The organism is Nocardioidaceae bacterium, from assembly GCA_018672315.1.
Classification (GTDB): domain Bacteria; phylum Actinomycetota; class Actinomycetes; order Propionibacteriales; family Nocardioidaceae; genus TYQ2.
On sequence record CP076053.1, the window covers coordinates 559,889 to 577,266 of the forward strand.

Here is a 17,378-nt window from a genome sequence, read left to right on the forward strand (position 1 = left end):
CTGTCGGTGGGGCAAGCGTACGCGCTCCTGCTGCTATTCCCGAGTCGAGGAGTCGGGCGCCGGTCCCCGACGGGCGGCCTCGACGGCGGCGACGTCGATGCGGCGCATCCCGAGCATCGCCTCCATCACCCGTCGCGCCGCCTCCGGATCGGGGTCCGCCAGCCCGTCGAGCAGCTCGACCGGGGTGATCTGCCAGGAGAAGCCCCAGCGGTCCGTGCACCACCCGCACATGCTCTCGGCCCCGCCGCTGTCGACGAGCGCGTCCCAGTAGTGGTCGGTCTCGGCCTGTCCCGCGGTGGTCACCACGAAGCTGACCGACTCGTTCGGTCGGCCACCGGGGCCGTCGCCTCCGTTGAGGCCCATGAACGGCTGCCCCAGCAGGGTGAACTCCACGACCAGCTCCTCGCCCGCGGAGACGCTGGGGTTGTCGGCGGCCGAGTCCTGCACCCCGTCGACGTGGGTGTCGGGGAAGACCGAGGCGTAGAACTCGGCTGCCTCCCGCGCGTCCTTGCGGGCGAACCACAGGCAGGTGCGGAGCCTCGGCTCGGCGTGGGCGGCGTGGGCGGGGTGGGTGGGCGCGGTCATCGGGGGCTCCTCGTCGGTCGCGTGGTGTCGGAGGGTGGACCTGCCGTGGGCTGCGGACTCATCGGCACCCATCGAGACTCATCGACGCCGCGACCACGTCCGTGCTGTCCGCTCGGCGAGGTCGGCCAGGGCGGCCCGTGGGTCGTCGAAGGCGCGCTCCTCACCGACGAGGTCGACCAGGGCGTACGCCGCATCGATGCCGAGGGCGCGCGTCTCGCGCGATCCCACGAGCACCTGGCCGGCCAGCGCGATGCACGGCGCCAGCACGGCCTCGGCCGCCCGGGCGACGCCGTAGGGGACCTTGCCCGACCGCGAGGAGAAGTCGAAGGCGCCCTCTCCGGTGACCACGAGGTCGGCGCCCCGCAGCGCCCCGGTGAGGTCCACGGCGTCGGCGACGACGTCGAGCCCCGGCGTACGCGTGGCTCCGAGCAGCAGGAGCGCGAACCCTGTGCCGCCCGCAGCGCCCGCCCCCTCTCGTCGCGAGGAGAGCGTGCCGGGCTTGTCGGCCGCCTCGGGCCCGGCCCCGCGGTCGACGGCGTCGACCAGGTCGACCAGCCGGCCCTCGACCCACGGCAGCCGGTCCTCCGCGAGACCCTTCTGCGGCCCGTACGTCTTCGTGGCCCCGAACAGACCCAGCAGCGGGTTGTCGACGTCGGAGGCGACGACCAGCTCCAGTCCCGCCACGGCCTCGACGGCCGCGGAGGCATCGAGGCGGTGCACCGACGGGAGCGACCGGGGGCCGCCGGCGACGTCGACCACGGCGCCCGAGGCGTCGTACGCCACCGCGCCGAGGCCCTGCAGCAGTCCTGCGCCGCCGTCGTTCACCGCGCTGCCCCCGAGGCCGACGACGACGCGGTCGGCGCCCCGGGCGCGGGCCGTGAGCAGCAGCGTCGCGAGCCCGGCGGACCCGGCCCGCTCGGCGTCGCGCTCCGTGTCCGGGGTCAGGTGCAGGCCGAGTGCCTGGGCGCTCTCGACGTACGCCGTCACCCGGGTCCCGGAGGGCGTCTGCTCCTCGTGCAGCAGGACGGCGCCGGGCACGTCACGTCCGTACGGGTCCGTGGTGGTGCAGGCGACGACCTCGCCGCCCAGCGTGGCGTGCAGGACGTCGAGGAAGCCCGGCCCGCCGTCGGACATCGGGACGACGACGAGCTCGTCGTCGGGGGCACGGCGCGCCCACCCCTCGGCGATGGCCCCGGCGGCCTCGACGGCCGTCAGGGTGCCGGCGAACTTGTCGGGGGCCACGACCACACGCATGGGGTCCAGTCTGCCCGCCTCCGGCCCCGGGCACCGCCACCGCCGGGACGGCTCGGGTGCCGGTGAGAGGATCGGACCATGAGCACCACCGACATCTCCCCCGCCGCGGCACCGCCCGGCGCCAGCTCGCTGCCCCTGCTGGTGCTCGGCACGGGCACCGACGAAGGCTCCGAGCGCGGGGTCACCTGTCCCGGCGAGCTGCCTCCCGCCTCCGACCCCGGTCTGGTGGAGCGTGCCCGTGCGGCCAAGGCGGCGCTGGGCGAGCGGCTCTTCGTGCTCGGCCACCACTACCAGCGCGACGAGGTCATCGAGTTCGCCGACGTCACCGGGGACTCCTTCAAGCTGGCGAAGGAGGCCGCGGCGAGGCCCGGGGCCGAGTTCATCGTCTTCTGCGGCGTCCACTTCATGGCCGAGTCCGCCGACATCCTCACCGCCGACCACCAGCGCGTCGTGCTGCCCGACCTGGCCGCCGGGTGCTCGATGGCGGACATGGCCGCGCTGCCGCAGGTCGAGGACGCGTGGGACGCCTTCGAGCGTGCCGGCATCGCGGACGCCGTCGTGCCCGTGACCTACATGAACAGCTCGGCGGACATCAAGGCGTTCTGCGGCCGGCACGGCGGCTCGGTCTGCACCTCTTCGAATGCCGAGGTGGCCCTGGAGTGGGCGTACGCACAGAAGCCGGACGTCGACGGCGGCGCGAAGGTGCTCTTCCTCCCCGACCAGCACCTCGGTCGCAACACGGCCGTGCTCGAGCTGGGGCTCTCCCTCGAGGACTGCGTCGTGTGGGACCCGCACCGACCCGACGGCGGGCTCACCGCCCAGCAGTTGGCGGACGCGAGGATGATCCTGTGGAAGGGCCACTGCTCGGTGCACGGTCGCTTCTCGCCGGAGTGCGTGGACGACCTGCGCCGCGAGGTGCCGGGCATCAACATCCTGGTGCACCCCGAGTGCCGCCACGAGGTGGTGACCAAGGCCGACCAGGTGGGGTCGACCGAGTTCATCATCGCCACGATCGAGGCCGCCGCACCCGGCTCCGCCTGGGCCATCGGCACGGAGCTCAACCTCGTGAAGCGTCTGGCCGACGCCCACCCCGACAAGCAGATCACCTTCCTCGACAAGACGGTCTGCTACTGCTCGACGATGAACCGCATCGACCTCCCCCACTTCGTGTGGGCGCTGGAGGAGCTCGTGGCCGGCCGCGTGCCGAACGTCATCGAGGTCGACGCCGAGACCCAGCAGTGGTCTCAGGTCGCGCTGCAACGCATGCTCGACCTGCCCGGCAGGACCGCGAAGGACTGAGCGCTCCCGGTCAGCCCGTGGGCTGGCTCGGCACCTGGGCCGTGGTCCGGGCGCGCGGGGGCACCACCAGGGCGAAGAGGGCGCCTCCCTCCGGCGCGGCACCGACGGTCATGCGACCTCCGTGCGCCTCGGCGATGCGCTGGCACGTGGCCAGACCCAGGCCGAGTCCCGGCACCTCGTGGCTGCCCTGCCAGTGCGTGTCGAAGACCCTGGCGCGATCGGCCTCCGGCACGCCGGGGCCGTTGTCGGCGATCTCGAGCCGGAAGCCGTCGCGACCGGTCGTGACCGCGGAGACCCGCACGACGGGCTCGCGGACACCGGCGAGGAACTTCGCCGCATTCGCGACCAGGTTCTGCACCAGCGGCACCAGCTGGGACGCGTCGGCGTGCACGACCGGCAGCTGCCCGCGGACGAGGTCGATGCCGTCGAGCTGGGCGGAGAGGTCGCTCTCGACCCCGGCGACGAGGGCTGCGAGGTCGACGGGCCGACGCTGGAGCCGTCCTCCGTGCCGCGCGAACTCCAGGCAGTCCTCCACCATGGTGCCGAGTCGCCGGGCAGCGATGACGGCGGTGTCGGAGAGCCAGGCGGCATCGGAGTCGGAGAGGACGGCGTCGTTCTCGGCGAGCATGCCCAGCGACATCCGCAGGCTGGCCACCGGCCCCTTGAGGTCGTGGCCGATCTGGCCGGTAAAGGCGTCGAGCGTCCGGTTCGTGCGGCTCAGGGCCTCGGCCTGGGCGGTGAGGGCCTCGGCGGCCGAGCTGAGCTCACGCTCGCGCACCGACAGCTCGTACAGGTCGACCACACGTCGCGCCAGCATCGTCAGGGCCTCGACCTGACCGGAGTCGAGAGCCTGTTCCTGCTCGTCGAAGACGCACAGGGTGCCGACGTCGACCCCGCCAGGCGTACGCAGCGGGAACCCGGCGTAGAACCGCAGCTCGGCGAGGCGGCCGGAGACGAAGCCGCTGTCGGCGAACCGTGCATCGGCGGCGAGGTCGGGCACCTGCGTCTCGCCGAGACCCCCCTCGACCACGCGGTGGCACAGGGAGTCCTCGAGGGGGAACGTCTCACCCGCCTCCAGGGACGAGCTCGCGACCACCACCTGCTCGTGCTCGGTCAGCAGGTTGATCGCGGCACCCGGGACGGCGGCGATGTGGACGGCCAGGGCCACGAGGTCCTCGTGGCCCGGCAGCGGCTCGCAGGGTGGATGAGCGGCGAGGTAGGCGTCGACGACCTGTTGTCGTAAGACGTGGTTGCCGTCCACGAGAGCCTCCGAGTGGCCTCTGGCCGGGGGTCGACTCAGAAACCTGGCGCATCGTACAACGCCATCCACCGGTTCAGATCGGTCTCGAACGGCACGTCGCCCGCCACGAGGTCCCGCACCCTCAGCTCGGCGAGGTTGTCCCGCTGCCGGCCGCCCGAGCCCTGGCTGGGGACGAACGGGTAGAAGGTGCCCTGCTTGTAGAGGTACACCAGCGCGAGCCGACCGCCGCGGCCGTCGGAGAACCCGATCGTCGTGCACAGCAGGCCGCTGTCGAAGCCGTGCTCGGCGAGGTTGACGTTCACCGCGTGGAGGTCGGTCACCACCGCGCCGACGTCCGGTGCGCCGGTCACCACGAGCCAGGTGAACCCGAACTCGTCCCGCGTCACCTCGACCGGTGGGCCGTCGTCGGCGTCCAGGAGGGCCCGGACGTCGGCCTGCAGCTCGGCGAAGGCCCGCCCGTCGGTCGCGCGGTAGCAGACACCGCCGGTGCCGGTGGGTTTCCAGCCCTCGACCTCGAGGGTGACCGCGGCGCCCGGGACCGAGAAGAGAGCGTCGAGCCGAGGCGCCGGCGGGGTCCGGCGACCGCGCAGCGCGTCCAGCCACCCCATCAGACGACTGGCTCGGGACGGGCGCTCACAGCGGACGCCCGAGATCGGCGGAGATGCGTGCGAGCTGCTCGAGACGCTGCTCGAGCGAGGGGTGGGTCGAGGTCAGCTGCGCGACGTCGACGTTGCGGATGGCCGGGGCGAAGAAGAAGGCGTTCATGGTCTCCACGCTGCGCAGGTCGCGCTGCGGGATGGTCGCCATCTCGCCGCTGATCTTGCGCAGCGCCGAGGCCAGCGCCGCCGGCTGGCCGGTCAGGTACGCCGCGGAGCGGTCGGCGCACAGCTCGCGGTAGCGCGAGAGCAGCCTGATGAGCACGAAGCTGATGACGTAGGTGACGATGCTCGCCACCAGGGCGATCGCCAGGGCGGCCCCGGCTCCGTCGCGGCGACTGCGACCGACCGCGTGCAGGCCGCCGAACTGGAATCCCTGGGTCACCAGGCCGGCGATGATGCCCGCCGAGGACGCCAGCGTCATCACGAGCACGTCGCGGTGCGCCACGTGGGAGAGCTCGTGCGCCATCACGCCCTCGAGCTCCTCGACCGTGAGGCGGTTCAGGATGCCGGTGGTCACCACGACGACCGCGCGGTCGGGGCTGCGGCCGGTGGCGAAGGCGTTCGGCAGGTCGGTGTCGGCGACGCCCACGCGTGGCTTCGGCATGTCGGCCAGGACGCAGAGCCGGTCGACCATGGCGTGCAGCTCGGGCGCCTGCTCCGGCGACACCTCGCGCGCGTGCATGGCCTTCATCGCCACGGTGTCGGAGTTGTACCACTGGAAGAACGCCATGCCGACGGCCACCACGGCGATGATCACCGCGAAGCCCGGGAAGGCGTACATCAGCACGACGACGAGCCCGACGAACAGCGCGCCGAGCAGGAACATCGTCAGCGTCATCCGGGCGGTCAGCCCGGCGTCGGAGCGAAAGCGGGTCGCCACCGGCGCGTCAGACCCCCTTCGAGGAGCCCGGGTCGCCCGCGTCGCCGGCGTCTCCCGAGCCACTGCCGAGCTCGGGCGTGGACTTCGCCTTCAGTGCTGCGAGCTCGGACTCGACGTCGGACTGGGAGCTCATCGCCTCCAGCTCGCGGGCGATGTCGTCACCCCCGCCGAGGGAGCCCGGCTCGTCGAGCGCGCCGGAGGCGAGGAGCTCGTCGACGGCGCCGGCACGCGCCTGCATCTGCGCGGTCTTCTCCTCGGCCCGGGTCACCGCGGAGCCGATGTCGCCCATCTCGTCGGAGAGGCCGGTGAACGCCTCGCTGATCTGGGTCTGGGCCTGCGCCGCGGTGTAGGTCGCCTTCAGCGTCTCCTTGCGCGTACGGAACGCCTCGACCTTGGCCGAGAGCCGCTGCGAGGCGACGGTGAGCTTCTCCTCCTCCGCGACCAGGGCGTCGTGCTGGGTCTTGAGGTCCGCGATCTGACCGGCGAGGCCGGAGCGCCGCGTGAGCGCCTCCCGGGCCAGGTCCTCGCGGCCCGCCTCGATCGCCTGCTGCGCCTGCCCGTGCAGCTTGTCGGACTGCTGCTGCAGCTGGTTCATCTGCAGCTCGACGCGCTTGCGGCTCGTGGCGACGTCGGCGACGCCCCGACGCACCTTCTGCAGCATCTCGACCTGGCGCTTGTAGGAGTAGTCCAAGGTCTCGCGCGGGTCCTCGGCCTTGTCCAGGGCCTTGTCTGCCTTGCTGCGCAGGATCATGCTCAGCCGCTTCATCATGCCCATCGTCGGTGCTCCTCGGCGGATGCTCGGCGGATCCTTGCGGATCCTCGGCGGGTGTGTGCTCCCCACCATCCTACGAGTCGGGCGTGGCGGGCGACCGCGGCTAGTCTTGGGGCACGGCGACGGAGCCGGCGCCACCGCGCGCACGCAGCCAGACCTCAGGAGGTTCGACGGTGTTCGGACGGTCCAAGCAGCCCACCTCGCCCGCCGATCCCTCCGGCGCGGCCACCTCCCTCGGGCCCTCCGCGGACCCCTCACGGACGGCCGACGGGGGCAAGGGGCGTCCGACCCCGACCCGGAGGGAGGCGCAGGAGGCGGCCAGGCAGCGGGCCAAGGTGGCGCAGGGCAAGACGTCCGGCATCGCGGCCGACCGTGCCGCCCGCAAGGAGCAGCGGCGCAAGATCCGTGAGGGCATGAAGGCCGGGAACGAGTCCTTCCTGCTGCCGCGCGACCGGGGTGGCGTACGCCGGTTCCTCCGCGACCGCGTCGACACCCGCATCTCCGCGGCGGAGTTCATCCTGCCGCTGCTGCTGGTCGTCATGTTCCTGACCTACTCCTCCAACGACTCCATGATCAGCCTGGGCAACACGATCTGGCTGGCGACGATGGCCGTGACGATCGTCGACACCACCTGGCTGCTGGTCAGCGTCCGCAAGGAGCTGCGTCAGCGCTTCCCCGCGACCTCCCACAAGGGCTGGTGGGGGTACCTGCTGCTGCGTGCGCTGCAGCTGCGGTTCCTGCGCCTGCCCAAGCCGCAGTACTCCATCGGCGAGAAGCTGCCGGCGCACTACCGGGACTGATCCGAGGTTGAGGCTTCAACCAGCGGGCAGAGGTCGGCCATGGAGATTCGCAACCTCGGACGCAGCGGCCTGAAGATCTCGGCGATCGCGTACGGCAACTGGCTCACCCACGGCTCGCAGGTCGAGGAGGACGCCGCCCTCGCCTGTGTCAGCCAGGCCCTCGACGAGGGCATCACGACCTTCGACACCGCCGACGTCTACGCCAACACCAAGGCCGAGAAGGTGCTCGGCAAGGCGCTGGCGGGTGAACGCCGCGAGGGCCTGGAGATCTTCACCAAGGTCTACTTCCCGACCAACGCCGGCAAGCACAACGACCACGGCCTGTCCCGCAAGCACATCATGGACTCGATCGACGCGTCGCTGCAGCGGCTGCAGACCGACTACGTCGACCTCTACCAGGCGCACCGCTTCGACCACGAGACACCGTTGGAGGAGACGATGTCCGCCTTCGCGGACGTCGTGCACGCCGGCAAGGCGCACTACATCGGCGTCTCGGAGTGGACCGCGGACCAGATCCGGCGGGCGCACGCACTGGCGACCGAGATGCGCATCCCGCTGGTGTCGAACCAGCCGCAGTACAACATGCTGTGGCGCGTCATCGAGTCCGACGTCGTCCCGGCCTGCGAGGAGCTGGGCATCGGCCAGATCGTCTGGTCCCCCATCGCCCAGGGAGTCCTCACCGGCAAGTACAAGCCCGGCGCCGACCTCCCCCAGGGATCGCGCGCGACCGACACCAAGGGTGGCGGCGCGGAGATGATCAAGCGCTACCTCGACGACGACATCCTCACCGCGGTGCAGGAGCTCGAGCCGATCGCCGCCGACCACGGGTTGTCGATGGCTGCCCTCGCGGTGGCGTGGACGCTGCAGAACCCGAACGTCTCGGCCGCGATCATCGGTGCCTCCAAGCCCGAGCAGGTCACCGACAACGTCGCCGCCGCCGGGGTGGAGCTCGACGACGACGTGCTCGACCGCATCGACGAGATCTTCGACGGGCTGACGATCACCGACCCCGCCAAGACGACGTCGCCCCGCACCCGCGACTTCTGATCCGCGGGAACTGACCCCTCGCGGGAACTGACCCCTCGCGGGAACTGACCCCTCGCGAGAACTGACCCCACGGAGGGGGTCAGGACTCGTGCAGGCTCATGCCGTACGCGACCCGCTCGCCCTCCAGCAGGGTGACCTTGTCGACGCCGTGCTCGAGCAGGTCCTCGAACTCGGTCCCGAGCCAGGTCTCCGCGTCCGACTGGGAGTCGAAGGTCTCGCTGTGCCCGGTGACGTGACCGTCGGCGGTCTCGTAACGCCACGTCCACGGCGCGTCGGCGGCAGCACCACCCGCGGGGCCCTCGGAGGTGCCGGCGGGGTCGGGTCGTCCTGGCAGTGCAGTCATGCGAGGAGCGTACGCAGGGGAGGTCGTGGAGGGGACGTCCTGGACCTCAGCGGACCGACGACTCCACGAAGGGGGTCGTCACCACGGTGAAGGCCTGGCGCCGACCGCGTACGTCGACCTCCACGGTGTCGTCGACCGCCACCGACGGGCGTACGAGGGCCAGCGCGATGCCCTGCCGCAACGTGGGCGAGAAGGTGCCCGAGGTGACCTCGCCGACCGGCTCGTCGCCGGCGTGCACCGCCATGCCCGGCCGAGGGATGCCGCGTCCCTGCGCGAGGAGCCCTCGCAGCACCCGCTCGGGTCCGCGCTCGCGCTCGGCGGCCAGCGCCTCGCGCCCGACGAACTGCTCCTTGCTCCACCCGACGGCCCACCCCGACCGGGCCTGCACCGGCGTGATGTCGGGGCCGAGCTCGTGTCCGTGCAACGGGTAGCCCATCTCGGTGCGCAGCGTGTCGCGTGCCCCCAGGCCGCACGGCGCCGCCGGCGGGGACGCCGTCCGGTCGACGAGCGCGTCCCACAGGGGCCCGGCCGCGGCCGCGGGGTGCACGACGAGCTCGTAGCCGCGCTCGCCGGTGTATCCCGTGCGGCACACGACGACGTCGGCGCCCTCGTACGTGGTCTCCGTGAAGCTCATGTAGTCGTGACCGGTGGGCAGTCCGACCCGCGCGAGCACCGCGTCGCTGTCAGGGCCCTGCACCGCGAGCACGGCGTGGTCGGCGTGCACGTCGGCCACCTCGACCCCCTCGGGGGCCTCGGCCGTCAGACGTCGCGCCACCTCGGCCGCGTTCGCGGCGTTGGGCACGAGCAGGAGGTCCTCGGGCGAGCGCAGGTAGACGATGAGGTCGTCCACGACGCCACCGCTCTCGTCGCAGCACAGCGTGTACTGGGCCTGCCCGGGCGCGATGCGGCCGAGGTCGTTGGTGAGGCAGCGGTCCACGACGCCGGCCGCACCCTCGCCACGGACCAGCACGGTGCCGAGGTGGCTGACGTCGAAGACGCCGACCGACGTACGCACCGCGGTGTGCTCGGCCACCACACCCGCGTACTCCAGGGGCATCGACCAGCCGCCGAACTCGGCCAGCTTGGCGTCGAGGGCGACGTGCCGGTCGTGGAGGGGTGACTGCCGCAGCGGGGTAGGTTCGCCGGAGGTGCTCACGCACCGCAACCTACGCGTCCCCGGCCCTGTCGGCGCAAGCCCCGCTCGGCCGTCCGTCCGACCGTCCCGCGACTCCTGAGGAGACCCGTTCCCCGTGACCGACCACCAGCTCAGCACCACGAGCCCGGAGAAGTCCCGCGCCGACGTCGTCGTCGTCGGGGTCGTCCAGACCGACGACGGGCCCCGGGTCGCCCCGGGCGGCGAGGCGGTCGTCGCGGCGTACGGGGAGAAGCGCTTCGCCGCGCTGGTGAGCTCCTTCGAGGTCACCGGCAAGCCCGGCACCGCGACGAGGTTGCCCACCGAGACGCTCAAGGCCGGCACGCTGCTCCTGGTCGGTCTCGGCCCGGCCGACGCGCTCGACCCCGAGTCCGTACGCCGCGGCGCCGGCGTCGCCGCCCGCCATCTGGGCAACGTCACGTCCGTCGCGCTCGCGCTGCCCGCGGAGGACGCGGACCACGTGCGTGCGGTCGTGGAGGGCTTCGAGCTGGGCGGCTACCGCTACCGCCGCTTCAAGAGCGACGACCCGGCCGGCGGCAGCGGCTCGGCGCTGTCGTCGGTGACGGTGCTCAGCCCCATCGCACGCAAGAAGGAGGCCGCCACGGCCCAGGCGGTCGGCAGGGTGGTCGCCGCTGCCGTGGCGCGTACGCGGGACTGGGTGAACTGCCCTCCCGGCGACCTCACCCCCCCGGTCTTCGCCGAGGAGGCCCGCGACGCGGCCCCGTCGGGGCGCGGGTCCCGCGTCGAGGTCACGGTGCTCGACGACGACCAGCTGCGCGAGGGCGGCTACGGCGGACTCATCACCGTCGGCAAGGGCAGCGCCGCAGGGCCCCGGCTCGTCGAGATCGCCTACACGCCGAAGAAGCCGGTGGCGCACCTGGCGCTCGTCGGCAAGGGCATCACGTTCGACTCCGGCGGTCTGTCGATCAAGCCGGCCGGCTCGATGGCGACGATGAAGTCCGACATGGGCGGTGCGGCCGCGGTCATCGCCGCGACGTACGCGATCGCCGAGCTCGGTCTGCCGGTGCAGGTCACCGCGTTCGCACCGATGGCGGAGAACATGGTCTCGGGCGCCGCGACCCGCCCCGGGGACGTCTACACGACGCTCTCGGGCCGCACGGTCGAGGTGCTCAACACCGACGCGGAGGGGCGACTGGTGCTGGCCGACGGCCTGACCCGCGCGGTCGCCGCGGCTCCCGACCTCATCGTCGACGTCGCCACCCTCACCGGTGCCTGCGTGGTGGCCCTGGGCAACCGCGTCACCGGAGTCATGGGCGACCCGGGCGTCGTCGACCGGGTGCTGGACGCCTCAGGTCGCTCGGGTGAGCAGATGTGGCCGCTGCCCATCCCCGAGGAGATGACCGAGAAGGTGCGGGGCAACTCCAAGATCGCCGACCTCGCCCAGCACAACACCGAGCGGTGGGGCGGCGCGCTCTACGCGGCGGCGTTCCTGCGGGAGTTCGCCGAGGACGTTCCCTGGGGCCACCTCGACATCGCCGGGCCGTCGTTCAACGACGGCTCCGCCTGGGGGCACGTGACGCCCGGCGGCACCGGGGCCGCCGCCGCGACCCTGATCGCGCTGGCCGAGGACCTGGCCGAGCGCGGCGTCGACGGCGTGACGGAGGACTGACCCGGGGCGGGTCCTCCACCCGGCACCCGATCCGGCACGAACGCGGCACCAGGCCGGCCCGTGCCGGGCTCAGTCCTCGAGGGCGCGGCGCCGTGCCTGCTTCTGCTCCGCGGCGACCCGACGGTTGTAGTCGCGCATGCGCTGCGGGATGCCGACGACGGCGGCGTCGTAGGACGGGATCGAGAGTCGGTTGCAGAACGCGTGCGCCCACTTCACGTCTCTCACACGCCGCCGGGTCCACTCGCCGTCGTGCGCCACGAGCAGGAGGGTGATCTCGCTGACCGTCGTGCGCGGCTCCACGAAGCCCTCGACGCCGCGTCGCTGCGCCGCCCACTCGGTGAGGTGCTCCTCGTCCGCGCTCGGTGAGGACCGGACCGACAGACCGCCGCCGTCACCTGCGCCGCTCCTGGAGGAGCCGCGGCGTCGGAGTCGGTCGAACATGCCCATGCGTGCATTGTCCCCCACCGGCTGAAGCAGCCTGCGCATCCGCGCGCCCGTCGTGGGTCGCGGTCCTCCGGCAAGCGGTGGCGCGTCATGGGAATGGTCCACGCGTCGGTGGACACAAGACCAGGGAGTGCAAGGATGCTCACGGCGCCTCGCGACGCGCGGCACCTGACGTACGGACCCCTCCTCAGAGCGAAGGAACCCCATGGCGACAGAGGTCGAACTCCCGGCACTCGGTGAATCGGTCACCGAGGGCACCGTGTCCCGGTGGCTGAAGTCGGTGGGCGACACCGTCGAGGTCGACGAGCCCCTGCTCGAGGTCTCCACCGACAAGGTCGACACCGAGATCCCCTCGCCGGTCGCCGGCACCGTCCTGTCGATCAACGCCGAGGAGGACGAGACCGTCGAGGTCGGCGACGTGCTGTGCACCGTCGGTGACGAGTCCGAGGCCGAGGGCGGCGGCTCCGGCGGCGACGACAGCGACGAGGGCGCCGACGAGGAGCCCGAGGAGGAGACCGCCGAAGCGCCCGACGCCGAGGAGGAGCCCGAGCAGGACGGCCCGGACGAGCCCGCCGAGGGTGGCGCCGACAACCAGTCCTCCGACAGCGGCAGCAGCAGCGGTGGCGGTGGTGGCGGCGGCGGTGGCGGTGGTGGCGGCACCGAGGTGGAGCTCCCGGCGCTCGGCGAGTCCGTCACCGAGGGCACCGTCTCGCGCTGGCTGAAGTCCGTCGGCGACACCGTCGAGATGGACGAGCCCCTGCTGGAGGTCTCCACCGACAAGGTCGACACCGAGATCCCCTCCCCCGTGGCCGGCACACTCCAGGAGATCCGCGTCGAGGAGGACGAGACCATCGAGGTCGGCGACGTCCTGTGCGTCATCGGTGACGGATCGGCCTCCGGCGGCGGCGACGCCGCCGCCGACTCCGACAGCGCCGGCGGCAGCGCCGACGAGCCGGAGCCCGAGGAGGTCGAGGACCCGGTCGAGGAGAAGCAGGCCGAGGAGAAGGCCCCCGAGCCGACCAAGGAGGAGGAGAAGCCGTCGCAGGACGCCGGCTCCGCCAAGGCCTCCGACGACGCGGCCCCCAACAAGCCCGCCTCGCGCGCCACCGAGGGCGGGGACTCCGACGCGTACGTCACCCCGCTCGTGCGCAAGCTCGCCAAGCAGCACGACGTCGACCTGTCCTCGGTCGAGGGCTCCGGGGTCGGCGGCCGCATCCGCAAGCAGGACGTGCTCGACGCGGCGAAGGCCAAGAGCTCCGGCGCCGCTGAGTCCGGTGCCGCCGAGTCCGGTGCCGCGAGGGAATCGGGTTCCGGATCAGCCCCCTCCGGCAGCGGCAAGCCCGCCCCGGCCGCCCCGAAGCCGGCCGACGTGCGCGGCAAGACCGAGAAGATGTCGCGGCTGCGCAAGGTCATCGCCGAGCGCATGCACCAGTCGCTGCAGGTCTCGGCGCAGCTCACGACGGTGGTGGAGGTCGACGTCACGGCCATCGCACGGCTGCGCGACCGCGAGAAGGCGGACTTCCAGCGCCGCGAGGGCGTCAAGCTGTCGTTCATGCCGTTCTTCGCGAAGGCGGCGACCGACGCGCTGAAGGAGCACGCCTCCCTGAACGCCTCCATCGACATGGAGTCGGGCGAGATCACCTACTACGACCACGAGAACCTCGCGATCGCGGTCGACACCGAGAAGGGTCTGCTGACCCCGGTGATCAAGGAGGCGGGCGATCTGTCGATCGCCGGTCTGGCGAAGAAGATCGCCGACCTCGCGGAGCGCACCCGCACCAACAAGGTCGGGCCGGACGAGCTGTCCGGGGGCACGTTCACGCTGACCAACACCGGCAGCCGCGGCGCGCTCTTCGACACCCCGATCATCAACCAGCCGCAGGTCGGCATCCTCGGCACCGGCTCGGTGGTCAAGCGGGCCGTCGTCATGGACGACCCGAACCTCGGCGAGACGATCGCGGTGCGGCAGATGGTCTACCTGGCGCTGACCTACGACCACCGCCTGGTCGACGGCGCCGACGCGGCCCGCTTCCTCTCCGACGTCAAGGAGCGGCTCGAGCACGGCAACTGGGACGTCTGAGCGCCTCCCGGGCACAGCGCAGCGCCCCGGTCCCCACGAGGGGCCGGGGCGTCGTGCGTCAGCCTGCCTCACCGGTACGGACGGCACCCGGGATCGGCGCGCCGGGTGCCGTCCGCACCGGTGGACGCGGAGTCACATGTGGATCATGTGCCCGGCGATGCCCTCGACGGCCTCCTTGACGACCTCGGACAGCGTCGGGTGGGCGAAGATGTTGCGGGAGACCTCGTCGGCGGTGAGGTCCCACTTCTGCGCGAGGGTCAGCACCGGCAGGAGCTCGGTGACATCGGGGCCGATCATGGCGGCACCGAGGATCTCGTTGTAGGTGGCGTCGGCGACGATCTTGACGAACCCGGCGGTCTCTCCGAGACCCTTGGCCTTGCCGTTGGCGCTGAAGGGGAACTTGGCGGTCTTGACGTCGTAGCCCTTCTCCTTCGCCTGCTCCTCGGAGTAGCCGAAGGAGGCGATCTGAGGCTGGCAGTACGTCGCGCGCGGGATCATGTCGAAGTCGATCTCCATCGTCTCCGCGCCCGCGATCGTCTCGGCGCACACCATGCCCATCATCTCGGCGGTGTGGGCCAGCATCAGCTTGCCCGTGACGTCGCCGATGGCCCAGACGCCGTCGACGTTCGTACGCCCGCGGGCGTCGACCGCGATGGCGCCACGCTCGGTGGTCTCGACACCGATCTCCTCGAGCCCGTAGCCCTCGAGGCGCGGCGCGAAGCCGATCGCCTGCATGACCTTGTCGGCCTGCAGCTTCTGCTCGTCGCCGTCCTTGGAGACCACGACGGTCACCTGGTCGCCCGAGTCGTCGATCGACTCGACCTTGGTGCCGGTCATGACCTTCACACCGAGCTTCTTGAAGTGCTTCGCGAGCTCCTTGGAGACCTCCGCGTCCTCGGTCGGCACCATGCGGTCGAGGAACTCCACGACGGTGACGTCGACGCCGAAGTTGGCCATGACGTACGCGAACTCGACGCCGATCGCACCGGAGCCCGCGATGATGATCGAGTCGGGCAGCTCGTCGGTGAGGATCTGCTCCTCGTAGGTCACGACGCGCTCGGAGAGCTCGGTGCCCGGGATCAGACGGGTGGTGGCACCGGCGGCGATGACGACGTGGTCGCCGGTGACCTCCTCGGTGCCCCCGTCGTTGAGCTCGACCGAGATCGTCTTCGGGCCGGTGAAGGTGCCCCACCCGTCGATCTCGGTGATCTTGTTCTTCTTCATGAGGAAGTGGACGCCCTTGACGATGGAGTCGCTGACCTCACGGCTGCGCGAGTGCGTCTTGCCGAAGTCCATCGTGGCGTCGCCGGTGATGCCGAACTTGTCCTTCTCGTGCTCGAGGATGTGCGCCAGCTCGGCGTTGCGCAGCAGCGACTTCGAGGGGATGCAGCCCACGTTGAGGCAGACGCCTCCCCAGTACTTCTTCTCGATCACAGCGACCTTCAGGCCGAGCTGGGAGGCGCGGATGGCAGCGACGTACCCACCGGGGCCGGCACCGAGGACAACGAGGTCGTAGTGGCTCACGAACCCGACCCTATTCCAGTGACGCTCCCCGCACGACCCACCGTCCGCACGACGGTTGCCGCGCTGGTTCGGCGGGCAACACCACAGACATGCGCGTCCTCGTCGCCGGTGCGTCCGGCTTCCTCGGCACCCGCCTCCGTGAACGTCTGGACGCAGACGGCCACGAGGTGGTCCAGCTCGTGCGCCGCGAGCCCGGTGCACCGAACGAGCGTCGGTGGGACCCCTCGTCCCGCCAGGTCGACGTCGAGGACGTCCGAGGCGCCGACGCCGTCGTGAACCTCGGCGGCTCCCCCCTGATCGGCAACCCGCACAGCAAGAAGTACCGCCGCGAGCTGCGCCAGTCCCGCGTCGACACCACGACCACGCTCGCCGAGGCGATCGCGTCCGTGGCCGGCGCCGACGGTGACGCAGCCGCTCCGACCTTCGTCGCTGCGAACGGGATCGCCTACTACGGGGACCACGGCGACCAGGTGGTCACCGAGACCACCGAGAGCCGCGGCGACGCGCTGCTGACCTCGGTGACCCGTGACTGGCAGCGCGCCACGCAGCCCGCCGACCGTGCGGGGGCCCGGGTCGTGGTGCTGCGTACGCCGCCCGTGATCGACCGCCGCTCCGGCGCACTCAAGGCGATGCTGCCGATCTTCAAGACCGGGCTCGGTGGCCCGCTCGGGTCCGGGCAGCAGTACTTCCCGATCGTCTCGACCCACGACTGGGTGCGGGTCGTCGTGGAGGCGTTGACCAACGAGGACCTCGCGGGACCCGTCAACCCGGTCATCCCCGAGCCGACGACGAACGCGGAGTTCACCGCCACGCTGGCCGACCTGCTGAACCGGCCCGCGTTCCTCAAGGTGCCCGCCTTCGTCATCGACAAGGCGGCCGGACCACTCTCCCCCGAGCTGCTCGGATCGGTGCGCGCCGTCCCCCGGGCTCTGCTCGACACAGGCTTCACCTTCGCCCACCCCGAGGTCGAGTCGGTGCTGCGCGCCGCCCTCAACGCCGGACGCTGAGGCTCCCTGCGCCTGCGATCGGCCGCACCTCCCGTACCTCTTGCACGGCCCAGCCGCCCAGCGGCCAGGCCCAGTCCAGGCTCAGCCGGAGGTCGCGCGGGGCGGACGCGGGCAGGGTGCGCTGCTCGCCGTCGCGGACGGCCGCCAGCCGAGCCCGGGTGTCGCGCTGCTGCACGCGCACGTCGACGACGAGGCGGTCCGACGTACGCCTCACCTCGGTGACGGCGCGGCGGGCGGTCTGCCAGCCGGTCAGGGCGACCCCGGCCGAGACGTACGCCCGGAGCGCGGCGACGTCCGCGGCGCCGGCCCGGGACCCCGGGAGGTAGAGCTCCTGCAGCGCGCCGACGTCCCCGCCCCGCCATGCCTGCGCACGCCGGTCGTCCCACCACGCCACCACGGCGGTGGCCGGGGCGTCGCGAGCCGGCGCGGCTCGGGGTGGTGCGGCGTCGGACGTCGCGAGGGCGCGGGGTGTCGCTGCGTTCGACGACGGCGGCCCGGGCGCCGCTGCGGGCGCCGGTGCGGCAGGCGGTGACGAGCAGCCCAGGGCCGTGAGGAGGACCGGCAGGAGCAGCACGAGGGACGGGCGCATCCGACCAGCCTGAGGCCTCGACGTCCCCTCGGTGCTCCCTTGTCCACAGGT

Annotated in this window: 17 protein-coding genes; 6 read left to right on the forward strand and 11 right to left on the reverse strand. The window is 72.0% G+C overall.

Annotation, left to right across the window (positions count from 1 at the left end; all coding sequences use genetic code 11):
- Positions 1 to 33: 33 nt before the first annotated feature.
- Together KLP28_02640 and KLP28_02645 are read right to left on the reverse strand one after the other, a co-directional pair.
- A complete protein-coding gene (locus tag KLP28_02640) occupies positions 34 to 585 on the reverse strand; it encodes a VOC family protein (GenBank protein ID QWC85679.1) in 552 nt (183 codons plus the stop codon).
- 78 nt (positions 586 to 663) lie between these two features.
- The gene (locus KLP28_02645; protein ID QWC85680.1) at positions 664 to 1,839 is read right to left on the reverse strand and encodes a glycerate kinase; all 1,176 of its coding nucleotides are present in this window, start codon (positions 1,837 to 1,839) and stop codon (positions 664 to 666) included.
- A 78-nt stretch (positions 1,840 to 1,917) separates the two neighbouring features.
- Between KLP28_02645 and nadA the strand changes: the two genes are divergently transcribed.
- Positions 1,918 to 3,138: a quinolinate synthase NadA gene (gene nadA / locus KLP28_02650; protein QWC85681.1), complete on the forward strand. Its 1,221-nt coding sequence runs from the start codon at positions 1,918 to 1,920 to the stop codon at positions 3,136 to 3,138.
- 10 nt (positions 3,139 to 3,148) lie between these two features.
- Here nadA and KLP28_02655 read toward each other — a convergent pair whose 3' ends face one another.
- From KLP28_02655 to KLP28_02670, 4 genes are read right to left on the reverse strand one after another with little or no spacing between them, the layout of a single operon-like run.
- Complete coding sequence (locus KLP28_02655) at positions 3,149 to 4,399, reverse strand: HAMP domain-containing histidine kinase (protein ID QWC85682.1); 1,251 nt, start codon at positions 4,397 to 4,399, stop codon at positions 3,149 to 3,151.
- Positions 4,400 to 4,434: 35 nt separating this feature from the next.
- On the reverse strand, positions 4,435 to 5,007 hold the full coding sequence (locus tag KLP28_02660; GenBank protein ID QWC85683.1) for a hypothetical protein: 573 nt from the start codon (positions 5,005 to 5,007) through the stop codon (positions 4,435 to 4,437).
- Positions 5,008 to 5,032: 25 nt separating this feature from the next.
- Entirely contained in the window at positions 5,033 to 5,896 is an 864-nt protein-coding gene (gene htpX / locus KLP28_02665) for a zinc metalloprotease HtpX (GenBank protein ID QWC86757.1), read from the reverse strand.
- Between the two features lie 49 nt (positions 5,897 to 5,945).
- Entirely contained in the window at positions 5,946 to 6,713 is a 768-nt protein-coding gene (locus tag KLP28_02670; protein QWC85684.1) for a PspA/IM30 family protein, read from the reverse strand.
- A gap of 170 nt (positions 6,714 to 6,883) precedes the next feature.
- Here KLP28_02670 and KLP28_02675 point away from each other — a divergent pair, with 170 nt between their 5' ends.
- Together KLP28_02675 and KLP28_02680 are read left to right on the forward strand one after the other, a co-directional pair.
- The gene (locus KLP28_02675; protein ID QWC85685.1) at positions 6,884 to 7,510 is read left to right on the forward strand and encodes a DUF3043 domain-containing protein; all 627 of its coding nucleotides are present in this window, start codon (positions 6,884 to 6,886) and stop codon (positions 7,508 to 7,510) included.
- 39 nt (positions 7,511 to 7,549) lie between these two features.
- Positions 7,550 to 8,557, forward strand: a complete 1,008-nt coding sequence (locus KLP28_02680) for an aldo/keto reductase family protein (GenBank protein QWC85686.1) — start codon at positions 7,550 to 7,552, stop codon at positions 8,555 to 8,557.
- A gap of 79 nt (positions 8,558 to 8,636) precedes the next feature.
- Here KLP28_02680 and KLP28_02685 read toward each other — a convergent pair whose 3' ends face one another.
- Positions 8,637 to 8,891, reverse strand: a complete 255-nt coding sequence (locus KLP28_02685) for a hypothetical protein (GenBank protein QWC86758.1) — start codon at positions 8,889 to 8,891, stop codon at positions 8,637 to 8,639.
- Positions 8,892 to 8,946: 55 nt separating this feature from the next.
- On the reverse strand, positions 8,947 to 10,029 hold the full coding sequence (gene gcvT / locus KLP28_02690) for a glycine cleavage system aminomethyltransferase GcvT (protein ID QWC86759.1): 1,083 nt from the start codon (positions 10,027 to 10,029) through the stop codon (positions 8,947 to 8,949).
- Between the two features lie 121 nt (positions 10,030 to 10,150).
- Here gcvT and KLP28_02695 point away from each other — a divergent pair, with 121 nt between their 5' ends.
- Positions 10,151 to 11,683 (forward strand): leucyl aminopeptidase, encoded by a 1,533-nt coding sequence (locus KLP28_02695; protein ID QWC85687.1) that lies wholly within the window; start codon positions 10,151 to 10,153, stop codon positions 11,681 to 11,683.
- Positions 11,684 to 11,752: 69 nt separating this feature from the next.
- Here KLP28_02695 and KLP28_02700 read toward each other — a convergent pair whose 3' ends face one another.
- The gene (locus tag KLP28_02700) at positions 11,753 to 12,064 is read right to left on the reverse strand and encodes a hypothetical protein (GenBank protein QWC86760.1); all 312 of its coding nucleotides are present in this window, start codon (positions 12,062 to 12,064) and stop codon (positions 11,753 to 11,755) included.
- 268 nt (positions 12,065 to 12,332) lie between these two features.
- Between KLP28_02700 and sucB the strand changes: the two genes are divergently transcribed.
- Positions 12,333 to 14,207 carry a 2-oxoglutarate dehydrogenase, E2 component, dihydrolipoamide succinyltransferase gene (gene sucB / locus KLP28_02705; protein ID QWC85688.1) on the forward strand — a complete coding sequence of 625 codons (1,875 nt, stop codon included), beginning with the start codon at positions 12,333 to 12,335 and terminating at the stop codon, positions 14,205 to 14,207.
- 132 nt (positions 14,208 to 14,339) lie between these two features.
- Here the strand turns inward: sucB and lpdA are convergent, their stop codons facing one another.
- Positions 14,340 to 15,731, reverse strand: a complete 1,392-nt coding sequence (lpdA, locus tag KLP28_02710; protein QWC85689.1) for a dihydrolipoyl dehydrogenase — start codon at positions 15,729 to 15,731, stop codon at positions 14,340 to 14,342.
- Between the two features lie 89 nt (positions 15,732 to 15,820).
- Here lpdA and KLP28_02715 point away from each other — a divergent pair, with 89 nt between their 5' ends.
- A complete protein-coding gene (locus KLP28_02715) occupies positions 15,821 to 16,738 on the forward strand; it encodes a TIGR01777 family oxidoreductase (GenBank protein ID QWC85690.1) in 918 nt (305 codons plus the stop codon).
- Here the strand turns inward: KLP28_02715 and KLP28_02720 are convergent.
- The gene (locus KLP28_02720) at positions 16,722 to 17,327 is read right to left on the reverse strand and encodes a hypothetical protein (GenBank protein QWC85691.1); all 606 of its coding nucleotides are present in this window, start codon (positions 17,325 to 17,327) and stop codon (positions 16,722 to 16,724) included. The genes KLP28_02715 and KLP28_02720 overlap by 17 nt on opposite strands.
- Positions 17,328 to 17,378 lie beyond the last annotated feature (51 nt).

Coding starts and splice junctions, on each gene's coding strand:
- KLP28_02640 (QWC85679.1), bottom strand. CDS start 585: ATGACCGCGCCCACCCACCCCGCCCACGCCGCCCACGCCGAGCCGAGG.
- KLP28_02645 (QWC85680.1), bottom strand. CDS start 1,839: ATGCGTGTGGTCGTGGCCCCCGACAAGTTCGCCGGCACCCTGACGGCC.
- nadA (QWC85681.1), top strand. CDS start 1,918: ATGAGCACCACCGACATCTCCCCCGCCGCGGCACCGCCCGGCGCCAGC.
- KLP28_02660 (QWC85683.1), bottom strand. CDS start 5,007: ATGGGGTGGCTGGACGCGCTGCGCGGTCGCCGGACCCCGCCGGCGCCT.
- htpX (QWC86757.1), bottom strand. CDS start 5,896: ATGACGCTGACGATGTTCCTGCTCGGCGCGCTGTTCGTCGGGCTCGTC.
- KLP28_02670 (QWC85684.1), bottom strand. CDS start 6,713: ATGGGCATGATGAAGCGGCTGAGCATGATCCTGCGCAGCAAGGCAGAC.
- KLP28_02680 (QWC85686.1), top strand. CDS start 7,550: ATGGAGATTCGCAACCTCGGACGCAGCGGCCTGAAGATCTCGGCGATC.
- sucB (QWC85688.1), top strand. CDS start 12,333: ATGGCGACAGAGGTCGAACTCCCGGCACTCGGTGAATCGGTCACCGAG.
- KLP28_02715 (QWC85690.1), top strand. CDS start 15,821: ATGCGCGTCCTCGTCGCCGGTGCGTCCGGCTTCCTCGGCACCCGCCTC.
- KLP28_02720 (QWC85691.1), bottom strand. CDS start 17,327: ATGCGCCCGTCCCTCGTGCTGCTCCTGCCGGTCCTCCTCACGGCCCTG.